The sequence below is a fragment of the Chryseobacterium turcicum genome, from assembly GCF_021010565.1.
GTDB lineage: Bacteria > Bacteroidota > Bacteroidia > Flavobacteriales > Weeksellaceae > Chryseobacterium > Chryseobacterium turcicum.
Window position 1 is genome coordinate 2,505,688 of sequence record NZ_JAJNAY010000001.1, and the last position, 17,283, is coordinate 2,522,970.

General features: G+C 35.2%; 18 protein-coding genes and 4 pseudogenes. 19 read left to right on the top strand and 3 right to left on the bottom strand.

The window, feature by feature from the left end:
• Positions 1-12 precede the first annotated feature (12 nt).
• From LO744_RS11390 to LO744_RS11405, 5 genes and pseudogenes are all read left to right on the top strand, one after another.
• Positions 13-579: a hypothetical protein gene (locus LO744_RS11390; protein ID WP_230669383.1), complete on the top strand. Its 567-nt coding sequence runs from the start codon at positions 13-15 to the stop codon at positions 577-579.
• A 116-nt stretch (positions 580-695) separates the two neighbouring features.
• Positions 696-752 (top strand): annotated as a pseudogene (locus LO744_RS20475) (hypothetical protein); the annotation flags it as partial.
• Positions 753-1,205 (top strand): JAB-like toxin 1 domain-containing protein, encoded by a 453-nt coding sequence (locus tag LO744_RS11395; RefSeq protein ID WP_230669384.1) that lies wholly within the window; start codon positions 753-755, stop codon positions 1,203-1,205.
• A gap of 91 nt (positions 1,206-1,296) precedes the next feature.
• Entirely contained in the window at positions 1,297-1,497 is a 201-nt protein-coding gene (locus LO744_RS11400; RefSeq protein ID WP_230669385.1) for a hypothetical protein, read from the top strand.
• Positions 1,494-2,093, top strand: coding sequence for a hypothetical protein (locus LO744_RS11405; protein WP_230669386.1), 600 nt, complete (start codon positions 1,494-1,496; stop codon positions 2,091-2,093). Before LO744_RS11400 ends, LO744_RS11405 begins: the two co-directional genes overlap by 4 nt.
• On the opposite strand, the pseudogene LO744_RS11410 reads toward LO744_RS11405, so the two are convergent.
• Positions 2,082-3,572: pseudogene (locus LO744_RS11410) on the bottom strand (YWFCY domain-containing protein); the annotation flags it as partial. The gene LO744_RS11405 and the pseudogene LO744_RS11410 sit on opposite strands and share 12 nt — an antisense overlap.
• Before the next feature lie 30 nt (positions 3,573-3,602).
• On the opposite strand from LO744_RS11410, the gene LO744_RS11415 reads away from it, so the two are divergent.
• Together LO744_RS11415 and LO744_RS20480 are read left to right on the top strand one after the other, a co-directional pair.
• Positions 3,603-3,803 carry a hypothetical protein gene (locus LO744_RS11415; RefSeq protein WP_230669387.1) on the top strand — a complete coding sequence of 67 codons (201 nt, stop codon included), beginning with the start codon at positions 3,603-3,605 and terminating at the stop codon, positions 3,801-3,803.
• Positions 3,804-3,818: 15 nt separating this feature from the next.
• A pseudogene (locus LO744_RS20480) lies at positions 3,819-4,775 on the top strand (PDDEXK nuclease domain-containing protein); the annotation flags it as partial.
• On the opposite strand, the gene mobB reads toward LO744_RS20480, so the two are convergent.
• Together mobB and mobA are read right to left on the bottom strand one after the other, a co-directional pair.
• Positions 4,772-6,070: a conjugal transfer protein MobB gene (gene mobB / locus LO744_RS11430; RefSeq protein WP_230669389.1), complete on the bottom strand. Its 1,299-nt coding sequence runs from the start codon at positions 6,068-6,070 to the stop codon at positions 4,772-4,774. The pseudogene LO744_RS20480 and the gene mobB sit on opposite strands and share 4 nt — an antisense overlap.
• Positions 6,071-6,074: 4 nt before the next feature.
• Positions 6,075-6,509, bottom strand: a complete 435-nt coding sequence (gene mobA / locus LO744_RS11435) for a conjugal transfer protein MobA (RefSeq protein WP_230669390.1) — start codon at positions 6,507-6,509, stop codon at positions 6,075-6,077.
• A gap of 652 nt (positions 6,510-7,161) precedes the next feature.
• On the opposite strand from mobA, the gene LO744_RS11440 reads away from it, so the two are divergent.
• The 12 genes and pseudogenes from LO744_RS11440 to traN all read left to right on the top strand — a co-directional run bounded on the left by LO744_RS11440 (position 7,162) and on the right by traN (position 17,282).
• Positions 7,162-7,929: a ParA family protein gene (locus LO744_RS11440; RefSeq protein WP_230669392.1), complete on the top strand. Its 768-nt coding sequence runs from the start codon at positions 7,162-7,164 to the stop codon at positions 7,927-7,929.
• Positions 7,930-7,939: 10 nt separating this feature from the next.
• Complete coding sequence (locus tag LO744_RS11445) at positions 7,940-8,341, top strand: DUF3408 domain-containing protein (RefSeq protein WP_230669394.1); 402 nt, start codon at positions 7,940-7,942, stop codon at positions 8,339-8,341.
• A 132-nt stretch (positions 8,342-8,473) separates the two neighbouring features.
• Positions 8,474-8,980: a conjugal transfer protein TraD gene (locus tag LO744_RS11450; RefSeq protein ID WP_230669396.1), complete on the top strand. Its 507-nt coding sequence runs from the start codon at positions 8,474-8,476 to the stop codon at positions 8,978-8,980.
• Positions 8,981-9,372: 392 nt separating this feature from the next.
• Positions 9,373-9,678: a DUF4134 domain-containing protein gene (locus LO744_RS11455; RefSeq protein ID WP_230670541.1), complete on the top strand. Its 306-nt coding sequence runs from the start codon at positions 9,373-9,375 to the stop codon at positions 9,676-9,678.
• A gap of 9 nt (positions 9,679-9,687) precedes the next feature.
• The gene (locus tag LO744_RS11460; protein ID WP_230669398.1) at positions 9,688-10,020 is read left to right on the top strand and encodes a DUF4133 domain-containing protein; all 333 of its coding nucleotides are present in this window, start codon (positions 9,688-9,690) and stop codon (positions 10,018-10,020) included.
• A complete protein-coding gene (locus tag LO744_RS11465) occupies positions 10,017-12,524 on the top strand; it encodes a TraG family conjugative transposon ATPase (protein ID WP_230669400.1) in 2,508 nt (835 codons plus the stop codon). Before LO744_RS11460 ends, LO744_RS11465 begins: the two co-directional genes overlap by 4 nt.
• A 35-nt stretch (positions 12,525-12,559) precedes the next feature.
• Positions 12,560-13,177, top strand: coding sequence for a DUF4141 domain-containing protein (locus tag LO744_RS11470; protein WP_230670544.1), 618 nt, complete (start codon positions 12,560-12,562; stop codon positions 13,175-13,177).
• A gap of 1 nt (position 13,178) precedes the next feature.
• Positions 13,179-14,158 (top strand): annotated as a pseudogene (traJ, locus tag LO744_RS11475) (conjugative transposon protein TraJ).
• Between the two features lie 13 nt (positions 14,159-14,171).
• Positions 14,172-14,795, top strand: a complete 624-nt coding sequence (gene traK, locus LO744_RS11480) for a conjugative transposon protein TraK (protein WP_230669402.1) — start codon at positions 14,172-14,174, stop codon at positions 14,793-14,795.
• Between the two features lie 11 nt (positions 14,796-14,806).
• The gene (locus LO744_RS11485; RefSeq protein ID WP_230669404.1) at positions 14,807-15,049 is read left to right on the top strand and encodes a hypothetical protein; all 243 of its coding nucleotides are present in this window, start codon (positions 14,807-14,809) and stop codon (positions 15,047-15,049) included.
• Positions 15,042-16,373 (top strand): conjugative transposon protein TraM, encoded by a 1,332-nt coding sequence (gene traM, locus LO744_RS11490; protein ID WP_230669406.1) that lies wholly within the window; start codon positions 15,042-15,044, stop codon positions 16,371-16,373. The genes LO744_RS11485 and traM overlap by 8 nt, the downstream gene beginning before the upstream one ends.
• Before the next feature lie 21 nt (positions 16,374-16,394).
• Positions 16,395-17,282: a conjugative transposon protein TraN gene (gene traN, locus LO744_RS11495; protein ID WP_230669408.1), complete on the top strand. Its 888-nt coding sequence runs from the start codon at positions 16,395-16,397 to the stop codon at positions 17,280-17,282.
• Position 17,283 lies beyond the last annotated feature (1 nt).

Below are 17,283 nucleotides of genomic sequence, written 5' to 3' on the forward strand. Positions count from 1 at the left end.
AATTTTATTCTGATGAAGATTTATTTTAATTATATTTTAATATTAATATTATTAATTAATTGCAAAAGTGACAAGTGTTCTTTTGATAATTCCTTTGCTATATCACAAGAAAGTGTTGCTCTACCAAGTTTAATGATAACTTCTAATTTTTGCAATGAACTATTGCTTAAAGGTGATTTTGCATATTATCTCAAAGGTTATAAAATAAGTAAAAAATTATACTTAAGAGACAGTGTTTATAGTTATCAAGTTAGCAACAATGACACTATACTGTTCGATTATAGTTCAAATAGGAAAAATGGGCATTTAAAAATTAGTAATTTAAGAGAATTGAATGTTAAGTTTTTTATGGATATAAATTTTAAAAGCAAAAATTATAGATTATTTAAAATTGACGACATTGATAGCTTCTATACATTGAAATTATCTAAAGTTTATATTACTCAATATAATTACGGAATTGTAGGAGAATTTATTCTTGCTAAAGAAAATAATGAATGGATAATAACCAATTTAAAAGGTTATATACCTAATGAAAAAAAAATTTTCTCAATATTCAAACAAAGAAATCTTGAGTAATATCCCCGCTCTCGCATGATTTTATCGTGTGGTAGATAAATAAAAAGCCCTCGCAAAATGACAATGGTAAAGAGTTGCAAGAGACGGGAATGTATGATTATGGTGCGAGATTTTATATGCCGGATATCGGGAGATGGGGTGTGGTAGATCCGCTGGCGGAAATGTATCAACCAATGTCTACGTACCATATGTCTGGAAATAATCCAATTTTTTATGTAGATTCTAACGGAATGAACTACCATGATTATGGAGTTGATGACAATGGAAATACTAGCTTAATTCAAACAACTGAGGATAAATTTGATAGACTTTATAAAGCAAAAAGCGATTCTAAAGGAAATGCCATAAAAGGTTCTGATGGTCTTGCACAGAAAGCAACTGAAGGAACTGGAAAAGAAGATCGGGATTATGTAAAGGTAAACAAAGAGACAAAAAATAGTGGAACCATTATTAGCCAGCTTTCAGGTAAAGATAGCGAGGGTTTAAGTCATGGTACAACAATAAATTCTGTAGATGCTAGAAAGGTTTTTCAATTTGCGGCAGATAATAGTCATGTAGAGTGGACTATAGGAGGATTTAGAACAGGGAAAGAAAATATATTTTTTAGTAGGCACATCTCATGCTAACGATAGAGTTAGAGTTCCTTGGCAATTTGGGGAAAAAGGGCTTAATTTCGAAAACATTACGTATCATGGTCATACCCACCCGAATTCTAGAATGCCATTATCGCATGATGTAGGAATATCGAATCCCGCTGCATATAATTTTATATATTATACAGGAGCAAATACAAAAGACAGAGAAAACTATTTTGTCCCTTTTAGCATACTTTCTGGGAAAAACGGATCATCAATTGCTACTCCAAAACAAAACAAAGGCCAAATAAAATTACCAAACTTAATACCTGTTGCACAATGAAAACCTATTTATTATTAGTTTTCTTTTTTCTTTCAAATACAATTTTTGCTCAAGATCGATTATCATTTGTAAAAGATGAGAAAGTAAAAAAAGAGATGTTAAGAAGTATAGAATACTTTCAAAAAACTATTCCCTTAGAAGTTAAAAACAAAATTGTTTTTATATCATTTCAGTTTGAAGAACTCCTTGAGGTCGAAAATCTTAGTATCTATTATTCTACTAATGTGCTTACTCAATATGCAAAATTGAATAATGAGGGTCAATTTATAAGCAGTTCTCAGAATAAAATTCTATATTATAATTATTCTCCCAATATTATTATAGTTATAGAAAACGGGTTTAAATATTTTGATATTTACAGATTAAAAGAATTATCAGAGCAAATTGGAATTAGCAAAAACAATTTAACAAAATCAGAATTTTTTAAATATGAAAAAGGTAATAAATACAGCGCAGATGTAGTTGAAAATTTCATTAGTTTAGATAAGATAAATAATGAATTTATTCCGGTTCGTGTCAACACATTTGATTTAAAATCATTTATGGAAATTTGGTACAGATTAGATGTAAAAGAAATTCCGGTTAGTCAGACATGAATAGTCCTGAAAACCTAAACATACCGCAACTTTATTACTTCTAGCTGTTGCAATCAAATTATCCAACCCCCTAAAATAAATTGTAGGCAATTCATCAATGATGACAGAACTTTTCAGTTTTCCTTTTTTATTAATCAGTTTAACAATTCGGGAATTATATAAACCCAAAGCGGCGGAGTAAATATTCTGTCGGTCGGGATTGTTTCCGACACATAAAATTTTAGGTTCTTGGGGATTGTTAATATCTAAAGTAAAATCATCTCCGGTCATCACCCAATATAGATTAGGAGATATCATTCTTAAAAGAGGTATTTTAGCTGATGCAATCTGACCCTGTAACTGATCCTGCGCACCACCCTGCCAAGCATCCATAAAAGGGGAAAGATAGTTTTCAAGATCGGGATATGACGTCAAGATTGTAAAAATATCAGAATATTTTTTATTGAGCAATTCAATGGCATGAGGAAATGTGCAGTATTTTCCATTATCATAAATCTTCAGGTACCAAATGATAGCGGCTAATAAAATAATTTGTGATTCTACAAAAAAATCACCCTGTTTCTGAATCCAGCTGCGGTTAAGGTTCAACATTATGGTTTATGCTGCCTCATAAGCGTCTGATATATCTGTCATAAAATCAGGATTAAGAGGGTTACATCTGTGACTTTTTCTTGGATCATCAAAATTGATCACATAAAATTGAGGCGGAATTCTGTACTGATGCTTATTCTTCAGCAAATGATTGTAAGCAATAGTTGACAGATCATCAAACTTAAAATCATAGATATACATAGAAAATCCTTTTTCTATTTGTTGTTTGATGAAATTATTGACAATAGCATATGATTTTCCCGATCCTGGAGTTCCCAGTACAATCGTCGCTCTGAAAGGGTTGACAATATTAATCCAGCCATGATTCCATTTTCCTTTATAGTAAAACTTGGTAGGAAGATTAACAGAGTACTCGTTTTCCATTAATTTTGTTTCCTGTAAAAAGCTTTCGTTTTCATTATTGAAGACATCATCCATCAGATTATTTCTTAAGAGCCTGCTCATCCATACTCCCGCCATCAGTAAAGAAATGTACCCTAATGCAATCGTCAATATGTAAAGAAATTTTCCGACGGGAGCAGACAAATGGAGCAGAAAATGATTCATAAAAAACAGTACCGCACCAACTCCCAAAAGCATGTAAATTTTTGGCCATGTTATTTTTTCATTTTTTGCCCCTTTTGTTCCAAGGCAACTTAATGCCAACAGCACAACAGCAAAAATTTTAGTGTAAAGTGGATGTGAGAATAAGCCTACAGTTTTTTGGAAATTATATAATATCTTGTTGATTAATTCCAACGTCCATTGTCTTTCCTGAAAGAAACTGTAACAATACCAATATAAGTGAATCAGTACGAGTAATATACTGACAGCTCTCATGAATCCCATAATCTTGGCGAGTCCTCTTAAATCGTCTTCTCCCTGCATACTTTAAAATTTAATGTGGGGCTAATATAGATGCTACAACAAAGTATTTTTGAAGTTGGAACTATATGGCTTCAATTGTCCGGTTGTGACAGTTTCCAATCAGATATTTTAGTACTCTACAAAGATTTTAAATTATGTAGAATGTTTACATTTGCTGATACAGAATTAACGATGACGCCGACAGAATTAAAGTATACAAAACTTCTTGACACGATAGGTTCAACGATTTAAACTGCGAGGCAGAGTGCTGTTAAAGCAGTCAACATCAAATTGGTGAAATCCAATTTTGAAATCGGCAGGCACATTGTTGAATATGAGCAAGAAGGACAGGAACGTGCTGAATATGGAAGTGACCTGTTAGCAATCCTTTCCAAGGATTTAAGACTTCGTTTTGGTAAAGGATTTGGCAGGCGTAATATTTTAGATATGCGTCGTTTTTATTTAGTCTATCAGAAATGGCAGGCAGTGCCTGCCAAATTAAGCTAGACCCATATTGTTAATTTATTAGGTATTTCCAATGATACAGCGCGTAAGTTTTATGAAAAACTGGCGGTATTGGAAAACTGGGGATATCGGGAGTTGAACAGGCAAATCAATTCATCGCTTTTTGAACGTTTGGCATTAAGCAAAGATAAAGATGGCGTTTTGCAGCTGGCAGAAAAAGGACATGTTGCCAAAAGCCACTCAGAGGTTGTTAAAGATCCATATATACTGGATTTCTTAAAAATTTCACAAAGCCATCGGGTCACAGAAAAGGGTTTGGAGCAAAAAATTATTGATAATCTGCAGCTGTTTCTGTTAGAACTCGGAAAAGGATTTGCATTTGTTGGCAGACAGTATAAGATTTCACTTCGAAACAGACACTTCTATATTGATCTTGTGTTTTATCACCGTATTTTAAAATATTTTGTACTGCTTGATTTAAAAATCAAGCAGGTAGAACATAATGACATCGGACAAATGAATATGTATCTAAATTATTTCAAAGCCGAAGAGAATGTCGAAGATGACAATTAACCCATCGGTATCATCCTGTCGGGTGAAAAAGATGAAGTTTTAGTAGAGTATGCCACGGGAGGAATTTCTAATAAAATATTTGTTTCAGAATATCAGTTGTATCTGCCTGATAAGAAAGAGTTGCAAAATAAAGTACAGGCAATTTGGAGAAAGAAAGATCAAAGTAATTTCGATTCTGCAGGTTAATGCCTTTTCTTTCTTTTAACCTTCATTCGCCGTGCAAAATCGTGTTCCTGCGAATCTTCTGAATCGGAAAAATTTAAAAGCCCACCTAAACCTTGAATTACTTCTTCTGCATCATTTCGCTCATTGTTATTTTGAAGGAAATCAAATAAAGGATGAATTTCTGTTACAGAAGATTTTTCTCTGTTGCCAGATTCTACAGGTTTTAATTTTCTATTGGTAGATTTATCTTTAGCAGCATCTTTACTTTCCTTCCATCTTTCTTGAAAAGCATTAGCAGCATATTCTTTTCCCAAACCTGACCCATTCCAAACGGTTTTAGAATGGTGATCAATGAATGTTATTCCATAAATGCGACCTAAATCATTTCTTCTCACCACAGTATTGATACCGTTGGAAACTAATTTCTTTATAAAATCCTCTTCATTTTTCGATGAGTTTAACACTTGGTCAACAGTTTCTTGTAAAGCTTTTTTAGCAGCAATGATGTTAGTATTGGTAAGTGATTGACAGCACTTTAGAAAATATAAATCCATTGCAGATAGTCCAGTATTCTTTCCGAAAAGAGAAGATTTAAAAGGATGACCTACTCTATTTCCATCTCCATCCAATGCTGAATAGACTAATCCACGCTGTAGCTTGCCGTGAAGTTCACCTTCTATTTTTTCCACGTTGATGTTGAATAATGATAAAAGAGCATTGTATTCACCCAAAGTTTTAAAATGATAATATTTCTGCACGTTACGAATGACGTTAGCAATCTGTCTTTTTACATCTCCGGATGCATAATCTACTTTTCGAAAAATCTGTGCATTTGTCTGAGTTTCTTTTTCAGTTGCAGATTTTAAATGATACTTCTTTTCAAGGTCTCTGCAAATTTCCATCGACTTTCTTTTTTCAAACCGGTCTGATATTTTCCTCCCTTCCTCATCAACACAAACCGAAACAATATGAATATGAGTTCGGTCAATATCCGTATGCTTGAATACTGCATAAGGTTGGTTTCCATATCCCATTTCATTCATATATTCATTGGCTATTTTACTGAAGGTTTCATCGTCGACCTTGTCTTGAGGATCAGGATTGAGTGAGATATGCAGCGTATGTTTTTCTGTATTTCGGTTTGCAGCAATATGCGATTCAAAAGATTGCATTAATTTGATAACAGAATATTGTCCATTAGCCGTTTCAATCATCTTATTAAGATGTAAAATTTCTCCGTTTCCATCTTCAACTTTCTGATTATCATAGGCTAAAGCACCATATAAATTACTGCTTCTTCCAATTTTCGCAATCATTAATTTATTTTTTATTGATGGAAATATTATTAAATTCTTCTGCTAGCTGGAGAATCTTTTGACCTATCATGGCTAATTCAGCCGTCTGCTTTTCCAATTTATAGAGGAAAGCTGCTGCCTTTTTTTCTGTAAAATGGGTATATAGAAGCTTGACGACCTGGTTATAGTTAACGCCGACTGCGCGAAACTGAGAATATAAAGAAGTTAATCTAATATAAAAGTCTGATTTCCCTTTATCAATTGTCACTGTTTTAATTTCTTTTGAAAATAAAACTGAAGTAATAAATTTCGCTTTATTAGTCATCCCGGAAGCTTCAAAAAGAGACAGTAATCTGTTGTTTTCTTCATCATTCAGCCTAAAAACGTGACGATGAATGCTTGGGTCAATCTTTGGCTTTCTACCACCTTTGTGCTTATTGTTCATTTTACCTTTATTCATAATAATCAATTTAAATTTTATAAACCTCGACTTCGGAGAGTGTTTTTCTGCTCCCGTCAGGGCAAGTTGTTTTGAGGCACAAAAAACAGTTATGAGGCACTCAAAACACAACTTGCCGTGTTCCGGTGAACACCAATTATAATTGACCCTTCAATTATTCATGTATAAAGATCAACTACAACTAGCTCTCAGAAATTCATGGATGGATAATCAAGTTCACTTTTACAAAGTAAAAACCTATTGGTTAAAAGACTACAAAGTTTGGCGGAGCCAATCAAAGCTAAATTGCGAAAAATGATACCGGTTAATCATCATGATTAAAAACACTTACGTTCTTTACCGTAGTGCTCGAACGAAAATTTACAATATTGTGAAGCATAAAAATTACTAAACAGAATTACAGAAAGCACGTAATCTAAATTTCCTTAAAAGCATATAGTTTTAAAAATATAAAAGCATAAAAGCATTTTGCAAAATGTATAAGCAAGATCCTTTCATTATGTACTTCCACATGGTCAAATAACAAAATATTTTACCACATGTAAAAATTGCTTTGCATTAATAAAGTAATAAAAGATAACAGTTATATGTAAAAACACCAACCAACATTCTGAATCAATTATGAAAAAATATAATCTTAAAATTCTAAAAAATGGAAACAGCAAAAAAAACTTTAAAAATTAGTTTTTCTACACAAAAAGGAGGAGTAGGAAAATCAACAATGACTACTCTACTCGCCAGCATTCTTCATTATCGATTGGGATATCATGTGCTGATTATGGATTGTGACTTTCCTCAATACAGTTTGAGCAATTTGAGAGAACGAGATAAAAAAAACATTATGCTGAATGAGTATCATAAAAAGGCAGCAATGAAACAGTTTCAGACCATTGATAAAAAAGCATATCCAATTATTCGCTGCAAGGCAGAGAGTGCATTGGAAAAATCTGAAGAATTCTTAGAACAATCATTGGAAATACCCGATATCATTTTTTATGATTTACCCGGAACTGCGAACACGAAAGGGGTTCTAACGACTCTTAAAGCAATGGACTATATTTTTTCTCCAATGACTGCTGACCGGTTGGTTGTAGAAAGCACATTAGCATTTACGAAAGCTTTTTTGGAGCTACCTCATTTGGAAAATGAGAGAAAAGAACAAGTGCTGACCTTATTTTGGAATCAAGCGGACGGTCGGGAAAAAACGAGTCTTTATGATGCTTACGAGCAGGTCATTAAAGAGTTGGGCTTAAAAATCATGAAAATCAGAATTATGGACAGCAAACGTTTCAGAAAGGAGTCGGATGATATTGGAAATACAATTTTTAGATCAAGTTTATTGCCAGCTGAAGCTTCAGCACTCAAAACAACCAGAATGGATTTGTTTGTAGAAGAGTTTATAAAAATAGTAGAACTCTAAAACATTACTTATGGCTATCGACAGAAAAAATGAAGATTTTGAAAAACCACAGGTAGATGAAGAATATCTGCTGAATGTAATCAGCGGAGAAGAGCTGAGCACTATAAATCTACCTGAAAAACTAAAAACTTCCTCAGAAACAAAACCTAAAGAAAAGTCAAAGGTTCAGTCATTTAAGAAAGCTGATTATGAAGAAACCTTTATGACTAACCGTTTTCCGTCAGGACGAAACGGCAAAGTCGTCTATATCCGTCCGGAATATCACGAACGTCTGATCCGAATCGTTCAATTGACGAGAGATGAAAAAATGACTTTATATTCCTATATCGACAATATACTTGAACAGCATTTCAAAGATTACGGAGACGATATTACTCAGTATTTTAACGATCGTTTCAAACCAATACTTTAAGCTATGGAAATTCTTATATTCATATGTTTACTCATCATCATCTATTTGATGATACAGAATAAATTTAATCATGCACCAAGAAAATTACATTCTCCTGAAACCACAGTACATTACAGTAATAACACTTCGATAATGGGAAAATCTAAAACAGTAGTGAGTCAGTTACTGCCAAAGTCCTCCATAGAAAGTCAGGAATCAGATACTAATATAGATCCCAGTACTTTAGATATAGAATTTGATATCAATGAAAGTCTCAATGGTCAAATTCTACAGGAGGAACCGGAAAAAGATTCCGGTAGTCAGTTAGATTTTTTAGAAGAGGAAGAAGAATGGAATAAATACAGAATAGTCAGTGAAGATAACGGTTTAGCTCAGGGAGTTACCTATGAAGAACTAAGCAATGTGGAGATGATGTTACAACAGGATATATTGGAATCATCTCAAAAGGAAACAGCAATTGCTACAGTTCAGAAAATTTACGGAACCGAATTACATACTTTGCTTGAAAATTCTATTGAAAACGCTTCCCAAAAAATAGCTGAGCTTTTGGATAACAGTATTTATACTAAAAAAACCGGTTCCTCTATTTTACAAAATAATCATTCTAATCCATTTAACATTGATGGATATATTACATAAAATACTGAAAACATTTTAAATTTTATCAAATACTGCTAATACTAAAGATTTCAAAATTTTCGCAAAAATATCCATCAAAGAAAATTACAACTTTTTAACAAATTTTGGTTTGTTTATTGCTTCTTATAGAATCTTCTCAAGTTAATTGAGTTTTCATGGTTATTAGTTTTTAAACCCAGCTTTTGCTGGGTTTTTTCATTTCCACCGATTATTAATCCCAAAAATCAATCATCTTTTCTTAAAGTTCAAATTCAATTTTAATTTCCGGAGAGAAATACTAAGCCATTGTATTCCATGTAATTCCAATTCTCATATTTCATTCTATTGTCCGGATATATTTGTTCACGAACCTGCAAAGCGCAGATTTCTCGAACAAATTAATTATTATAATCATGGGACATAACAAATGTAAAATCCTGATTACAGCATTAGCTTTAACTATCGTAAGTCCACTCTCAGCTCAGGGAAACGGTACCGCCGGAATCAATGAAGCCACCCAGATGGTCACCTCCTATTTTGAGCCGGCTACCCAACTTATTTATGCTATCGGAGCCGTCGTCGGACTTATCGGAGGCGTAAAAGTTTACAACAAATTCAGCAGTGGCGACCCTGACACCAGCAAGACCGCTGCCAGCTGGTTCGGAGCCTGTATTTTTCTGATTGTTGCAGCTACCATCCTCCGTTCATTTTTCCTTTAAAATGAAGTTATGAATACCTATAACATCAATAAAGGAATCGGAAGAACCGTAGAGTTCAAAGGATTAAAAGCACAATACCTCTTCATTTTTGCAGGAGGTTTATTAGGACTTTTGATTGTAGTCATGATCATGTACATGACAGGAGTCAGTACTTATTTCTGTTTAGGAGTAGGAGGTCTAAGTGCAAGTTTACTGATTTGGAAAACCTTCTCTCTCAACAGAAAATATGGAGAACACGGACTCATGAAACTCGGAGCTAAAAAGAGGCATCCCAGATACATTATCAGCCGAAAGTCAATCTTCAGGCATCTGAAATATAACTCCAAAAAAACTGCAACATGATAAATCAATCGAAAGCAGCTACTTTGGAAAGCAAATTTCCACTGCTGGCAGTAGAAGAAAACTGCATTATCTCAAAAGATGCTGATGTTACAGTTTGTTTTAAAGTGAGACTTCCTGAATTATTTACTGTTGCTTCAGCGGAATATGAAGCGATTCATTCAGCGTGGTTTAAAGCTATTAAAACTTTGCCAGATTTCACAGTTGTTCACAAGCAGGATTGGTTTATCAAAGAAAATTACAATCCTGACTTATCAAAAGACGACCAAAGTTTTCTTTCTAAATCTTTTGAAAGACATTTTAACGAAAGACCATTTCTTAATCATTACTGCTACCTGTTTATAACCAAAACAAGCAAAGAGAGAATGAGAATGCAGAGTAATTTCTCATCGCTCTGTAAAGGCAAACTCATTCCAAAAGAAATCAGAGACAAAGAACTGATGAGTAGATTTATGGAAGCTGTCGATCAGTTCGAACGAATCATGAATGACAGTAGTTATGTTCATTTGGAAAGAATGACCGAGAATGAGATTACCGGCACTGAAAAACAGTCAGGATTACTTGAACAATATCTGACCTTATCAAGAGACGTTAACCCATCTCTTCAGGATCTGAATTTAGGAGCAGAAGAAATGAGAATCGGCAATAACCGTATCAGTATGCATACGCTTTCAGATACAGACGATTTACCGGGGACAGTTTCTTCTCACAGTCGTTATGAAAAACTGAGTACCGACAGAAGTGACTGCCTCTTATCATTTGCATCTCCGGTAGGATTGCTGCTCAATTGCAATCACATTTATAATCAGTATCTGTTTATTGACAACAGTGAAGAAAACCTGGCAAAGTTTGAAAAGTCAGCCAGAAATATGCATTCACTCGCAAGATACAGCAGAGCCAATCAAATCAATAAAGAATGGATTGAAAAGTACCTGAATAAAGCCCATTCATTTGGACTGCAATCTATCCGTGCTCATTTTAATGTAATGTCATGGTCAGACAATCTTTCTGAATTGAAGCAACTGAAAAATGATACAGGAAGTGCTTTGGCACTGATGGAATGCAAACCCCGACATAACACAACGGATGTAGCAACATTATATTGGGCGGGAATTCCCGGCAATGCAGCAGATTTTCCCGCTGAAGAAAGTTTCTACACGTTCATCGAACCGGCATTATGTTTTTTCACGGAAGAAACCAATTATCAAAATTCCCCCTCGTCATTTGGAATCAAGATGGCTGACCGTTTAACTGGAAAACCTATTCATTTGGACATCTCCGATCTTCCAATGAAACAAGGAATTATTACCAACCGTAATAAATTTATTCTCGGACCTTCAGGAAGCGGAAAATCATTCTTTACCAATCACATGGTAAGACAGTATTATGAGCAAGGCGCTCATGTTCTTCTAGTCGACACTGGAAATTCCTACCAAGGATTGTGTGAACTCATCAAGGGAAAAACCAAAGGTGAAGATGGTGTGTACTTTACGTATACAGAAGACAATCCTATTGCTTTCAATCCATTTTACACCGATGACGGTATCTTTGATATTGAAAAAAGAGAAAGTATCAAGACTTTGATTCTTACCCTATGGAAAAGAGATGATGAGCCTCCAACGAGATCGGAGGAAGTTGCGCTGTCCAATGGAGTGAGCGGATACATTGAAAAAATCAAAAACAACAATGATTATCCTTCCTTTAACGGCTTCTACGAATTTGTAAAAGAAGATTATCAATCTGTTCTTGAACAGAAGAAAGTCAGAGAAAAGGATTTTGACATTGCTAATTTTCTCAATGTGTTAGAACCTTACTATAGAGGAGGAGAGTATGATTATTTACTCAATTCAGACAAACAACTTGATCTATTATCCAAACGGTTTATTGTTTTTGAGATCGATGCTATCAAAGACCATAAGATTTTATTTCCTATTGTAACGATCATTATAATGGAGGTCTTCATCAATAAAATGCGAAGACTCAAAGGTATCAGAAAATTGATTCTCATTGAAGAAGCATGGAAAGCCATCGCGAAAGAAGGGATGGCTGAATACATCAAGTATCTGTTCAAAACTGTCAGAAAATTCTTTGGAGAAGCCATTGTAGTCACACAGGAAGTGGATGATATCATTCAGTCACCAATCGTCAAAGAAAGCATCATCAACAATTCAGACTGCAAGATTTTATTAGATCAGCGAAAGTACATGAACAAGTTTGATGACATTCAGGCGATGTTGGGTCTGTCCGACAAAGAGAAAGCGCAGGTCTTATCTATCAACATGAACAATGATCCTAAAAGACTATACAAAGAAGTCTGGATTGGACTGGGTGGAACTCATTCAGCAGTCTATGCTACGGAAGTTTCTACTGAAGAATATTTGGCTTATACCACAGAAGAGACAGAGAAAATGGAGGTCATGAATTTGGCATCCGAACTTGACGGCAATGTCGAACATGCCATCAAGAGGATTTCGCTCAAGCGAATCAAATCAACAAAAAAAAATTAATCAATTAAAATTTTAAGACAATGAAAAATTTAATCATGACCACGATGGTGGTTACGGCGATGGCTCTAACCTCCACAGCAAAAGCACAGTTTGTAGTAACAGACCCAGCCAATCTTGCTTCAGGAATTCTGAATTCAGCGAATGAAATTGTTCAGACCTCAAATACGGTTTCCAATGTCGTCAAGAATTTCAATGAAGTCAAGAAAGTCTACGAACAGGGTAAGGAATATTACGACAAACTGAAAGCAGTGAATAACCTCGTAAAAGATGCAAGAAAAGTTCAGCAGACTGTACTGCTTGTAGGTGATGTCTCTGAAATGTATGTCAACAATTTCGGAAAAATGCTCAATGACCCAAACTTCAATGCTCAGGAATTGACGGCTATTGCCAACGGTTATTCCACATTACTCAATGAGAGTACTGAACTTTTAAAAGAGCTAAAACAAATTGTCAATACCAGCAGTCTTTCACTGAATGATAAAGAACGAATGGACATTATTGACAAGGTGTACAAATCAGTCAAAGACTATCACAATCTGGTTAGGTATTACACGAACAAGAATATTTCTGTAAGTTATCTGAGAGCGAAAAAACAGAACAATACGCAACGAGTACTTAATCTGTACGGAACGTCGAATCAAAAATACTGGTAAGATGGAGCCTACAAACTTACACGAAGTACTGCGCTCTATTTACGACGAAATGATGCCAATGTGTGCAGATATGGCCGCCGTTGCCAAGGGTGTTGCAGGATTGGGAGCACTTTTTTATGTCGCCATCAAAGTTTGGCAGGCGTTAAGCCGTGCTGAACCTATTGACTTGTTTCCTATGCTAAGACCATTTGCTATCGGAATCTGTATTATGTTTTTTTCAACGATTGTTTTGGGAAGTATCAACGGGGTTTTAAGCCCCGTTGTTCAGGGCAGTCATTCCATGCTGGAAAATCAGGTTTTAGATATGAATGAACTGCAGCAGAAAAAAGATTTATTGGAAAGAGAAGCCATGCTCAGAAATCCTGAGATGGCTTACTTAATCTCAGATGAAGAATTTGATAAAAAGCTAGAAGAGCTGGGATGGTCACCGTCAGATCTTGTAACGATGTCAGGAATGTATATGGAAAGGCAGATGTTCGAAGTAAAGAAACAAATCAGAGATGGCTTTCGTGAATTTTTAGAGATTCTCTTCCAGGCAGCAGCCCTCGTTATCGATACCATCAGAACTTTCTTTTTAATTGTTCTGTCAATACTCGGTCCTATTGCCTTTGCCATATCGGTTTGGGATGGATTTCAGTCGACTCTCACGCAGTGGTTGACTCGGTATATCAGTGTGTATTTATGGCTACCCGTCGCTGACATTTTCAGTGCCATTCTTGCTAAAATCCAAACACTGATTTTAGAACGAGATATAGAGATGCTGGCTGACCCAGCTTTTATTCCTGATACCTCCACATCTACATGATTATCGGAATCATAGGCTACTTCACCGTTCCAACTGTTACAGGTTGGGTTATTCAGGCTGGAGGTGCAGGAAACTTTATGCGCAATGTCAATCAGGCAGCTTCGAAGTCAGGAAATATTGCGGGAGCTGCTGCCGGTTCAGCAACGGGTAATATTTCAGGCAGATTATTAAAATAATTAAAACAAAAAAATGGAATTTAAAATCTTAAGAAATATCGAAAACAGCTTCAGGCAAATCAGGTTATTCACTTTTGCTTTTGCACTGTTATGTTTTGGAATTGTAGGCGTGGTTGTTTACAAATCCTATGAATTTGCTGAAGAGCAACGCCAGAAAATTTACGTTTTGGATAATGGTAAATCTTTGATGGTTGCTTTATCTCAAGATATGTCATTGAACCGACCTGTTGAAGCAAGAGAACACGTCAGACGCTTTCATGAACTATTTTTCACGGTTGCTCCTGATAAAAATGCTATTGAAAGCAATGTGAAAAGGGCATTTAATTTAGCTGACCAGTCTGCTTTTAACTATTACAAAGATCTTTCTGAAAAGGGATATTACAACAGAATTATTTCAGGGAATATTCAGCAGAGAATTGAAATAGACAGTGTAGCTGCCAACTTTGACAGTTATCCTTATCAGGTTCAGACATTCGCAAAGCAATTTATCTACAGATCCAGCAATCTGACCAAGAGAAGTTTAATAACCAGCTGTATGCTCGTGAATTCCGTACGATCTGACAATAATCCGCAAGGATTTACTATTGAAAAATTCAATGTTATTGAAAATAAAGATCTGGAAACTGTTGACCGTTAAAAATTTACATCATGAAAAAATTCCGAACAACAATTGAGTGGTACATTCATGCCTCCGACAACAGTTGGAAAGCTTTAAGTGTTAACAAACAAAGGCTTTTGACAAAACTATTTTTGGGTGTCTACTTCTTATTGACATTAGTAACACTGACCTATATCTGGTATGAGACTGCTAACGGAGGCAATATCCTCTCCATCAGCCATATTCAGGGGATTCCTCAAAATATAACTAGTAAAGTCCATCAAAATGAATAACGAAAACAAAACCCAAATCCAAATTACAGAAGGAAACGCTAACAGTTTGACTAATGAGGAACAATCATTAAGCAATCTGCAAAGAATTGAAAAATTTAGAAAACCGCTCATCTATTTTCTAATGGCTGTTGTTTGTGCAGGATGCCTGTACCTCATCTTTAAACCAAAAGAAAAAAATGTTATAGCTGAGGAAGCTGGTTTTAATTCTGCAGTTCCTCAGGCAGCAGATGATAAACTGCAGTCTGATAAGCAAAAAGCTTACGAACAGCAACTGTTGGAACAGAAGAATGAAGAAAAAAGAAATAATCTGACTTCATTGTCAGATTATTGGAGCGACAATCAGTCTGCAAATCCGACAGCTCAACCAACTCCTTTAAGCTCAGTAGATAATTCTGGAGCGTTGATGCAGGGCGACCAAAATGCTGTGAACAGTTACCACAATGCGCAAAAGACCTTAGGAAGTTTTTACAGTAGGGACGATCAGGAAGTCGGCAATTTGAAGAGAGAGATTTCTAGATTGAAAAGTGAATCTCTGAACAGTAATTCAGTACCGAAAGGGAGCGGAATTAATGAGCAGTTAGAGCTGATGGAAAAATCTTATCTGTTGGCAGCAAAATATCTTCCATCATCTTCTCAACAGAAAGAAACTTTCGAAGAACCAAAAGCATCCAATACCTCCGAGAAATCAGACTCAAAAGAAACAAAAATTAAAATCTCAACTGTTAAGCACCTCGACAAAAACGTAGTATCTGTTCTGTACCGTGAACCAAGTGACAGTGCATTTCTGGCAGGATTTAACAGAAACAGTTTCACCGGAATTCAAAATGAAAGTCAGCTTAATAATGCACTAACCACAAACAGTATTCGGGCAGTGATTCATCAGACTCAGCTTATCACTAATGAGAGTTTCATTTCATTACGATTGTCTGAGCCAATAATGTTGGGTAAAATGACAATACCGAAAGGAACTTTACTGAAAGCCTCCTGCAAATTTCAGAGCGAAAGACTGCAGATGAAAATATCAAGTATCGAATATCAAGGTTCAATACAGCCTGTTGAAATCAATATTCATGACAATGACGGGCAACTAGGGTTAAACATTCCCTACACTCCGGAACAGAGTGCAGTGAATGATATCGTTGCCAATATGAGTCAGTCATCAGGAACAAATATTATGATGACGCAATCCGCGGGTCAGCAGATTGCTTCTGATTTGACTCGTGGAGTTGTTCAGGGAGTTTCTGGCTATTTTCAGAGAAAAGTCAGAATGCCAAAAGTTACTGTAAAAGCAGGTCATCAAATAATTTTGGTGGCTAAGAATTAACTCAAAATAAATTAAAATTCAATGAAAAATATTATAAATAAATGGATATCATTACTTCTATTTACAATCATTTGTCATTCAGTAGATGCACAGGATAAAGATGGTTTAATGTCGCTAAATCAGGGGAGAATTGAATCCTACAAAATGGAAGTAACTTATAACTTATTATTTCCATCACCCATCAAATATGTTGATTTAGGAAGTGAAAACCTAATTGCTAACAAGGCAGATGATGTCGCCAATGTGTTAAGAGTTAAAGCATCAACCAGAGATTTTGAAGAAGAGACCAATTTTTCAGTAGTTACTGAAGACGGAAAGTTTTATAGCTTCGATGTTTTTTACAGTTCTTATCCTGATACTTTGAACTACGACCTGCTCAAACTTCAAAGAAATAATGAAAAAGATTATGCATCGGAGGTTGCTTTTGAAGACATGAAGGGGAGCTCATCTTTGCTTAGCAACTTAATCATGCAGTCCTTGTATGAAAACCCAAAAAGAAGCATTAAACATATTGGAAACAAGAGTTTTGGAATTCAGTTTCTGCTTCGGGGACTGTATGTGCATGAAGGCAAATATTACTTTATCCTCCATCTAAAAAACTCTGGCAACATTCCGTATCCGGTAGATTTCATCAGTTTTAAAATAATCGATGAAAAGAAAATGAAAAGGACTGTTATCCAAGACAGGATATTGTCTCCAATTCGAAATTTCTCAACAATATCAACTGTGGAAGAGCATCAGGAATCTTTTGATGTTTTCCTATTAAATCAGTTTACGCTGACGGAAGGACAACTTTTAGAAATAGAGGTTTTAGAGAAAAAGGGAGGCCGTAATTTAAAAATGCAGGTGACCAATAATGAACTGATTGAAGCATCTGTTTTTAAAGACATGAATCTAAAACTGAAATAAT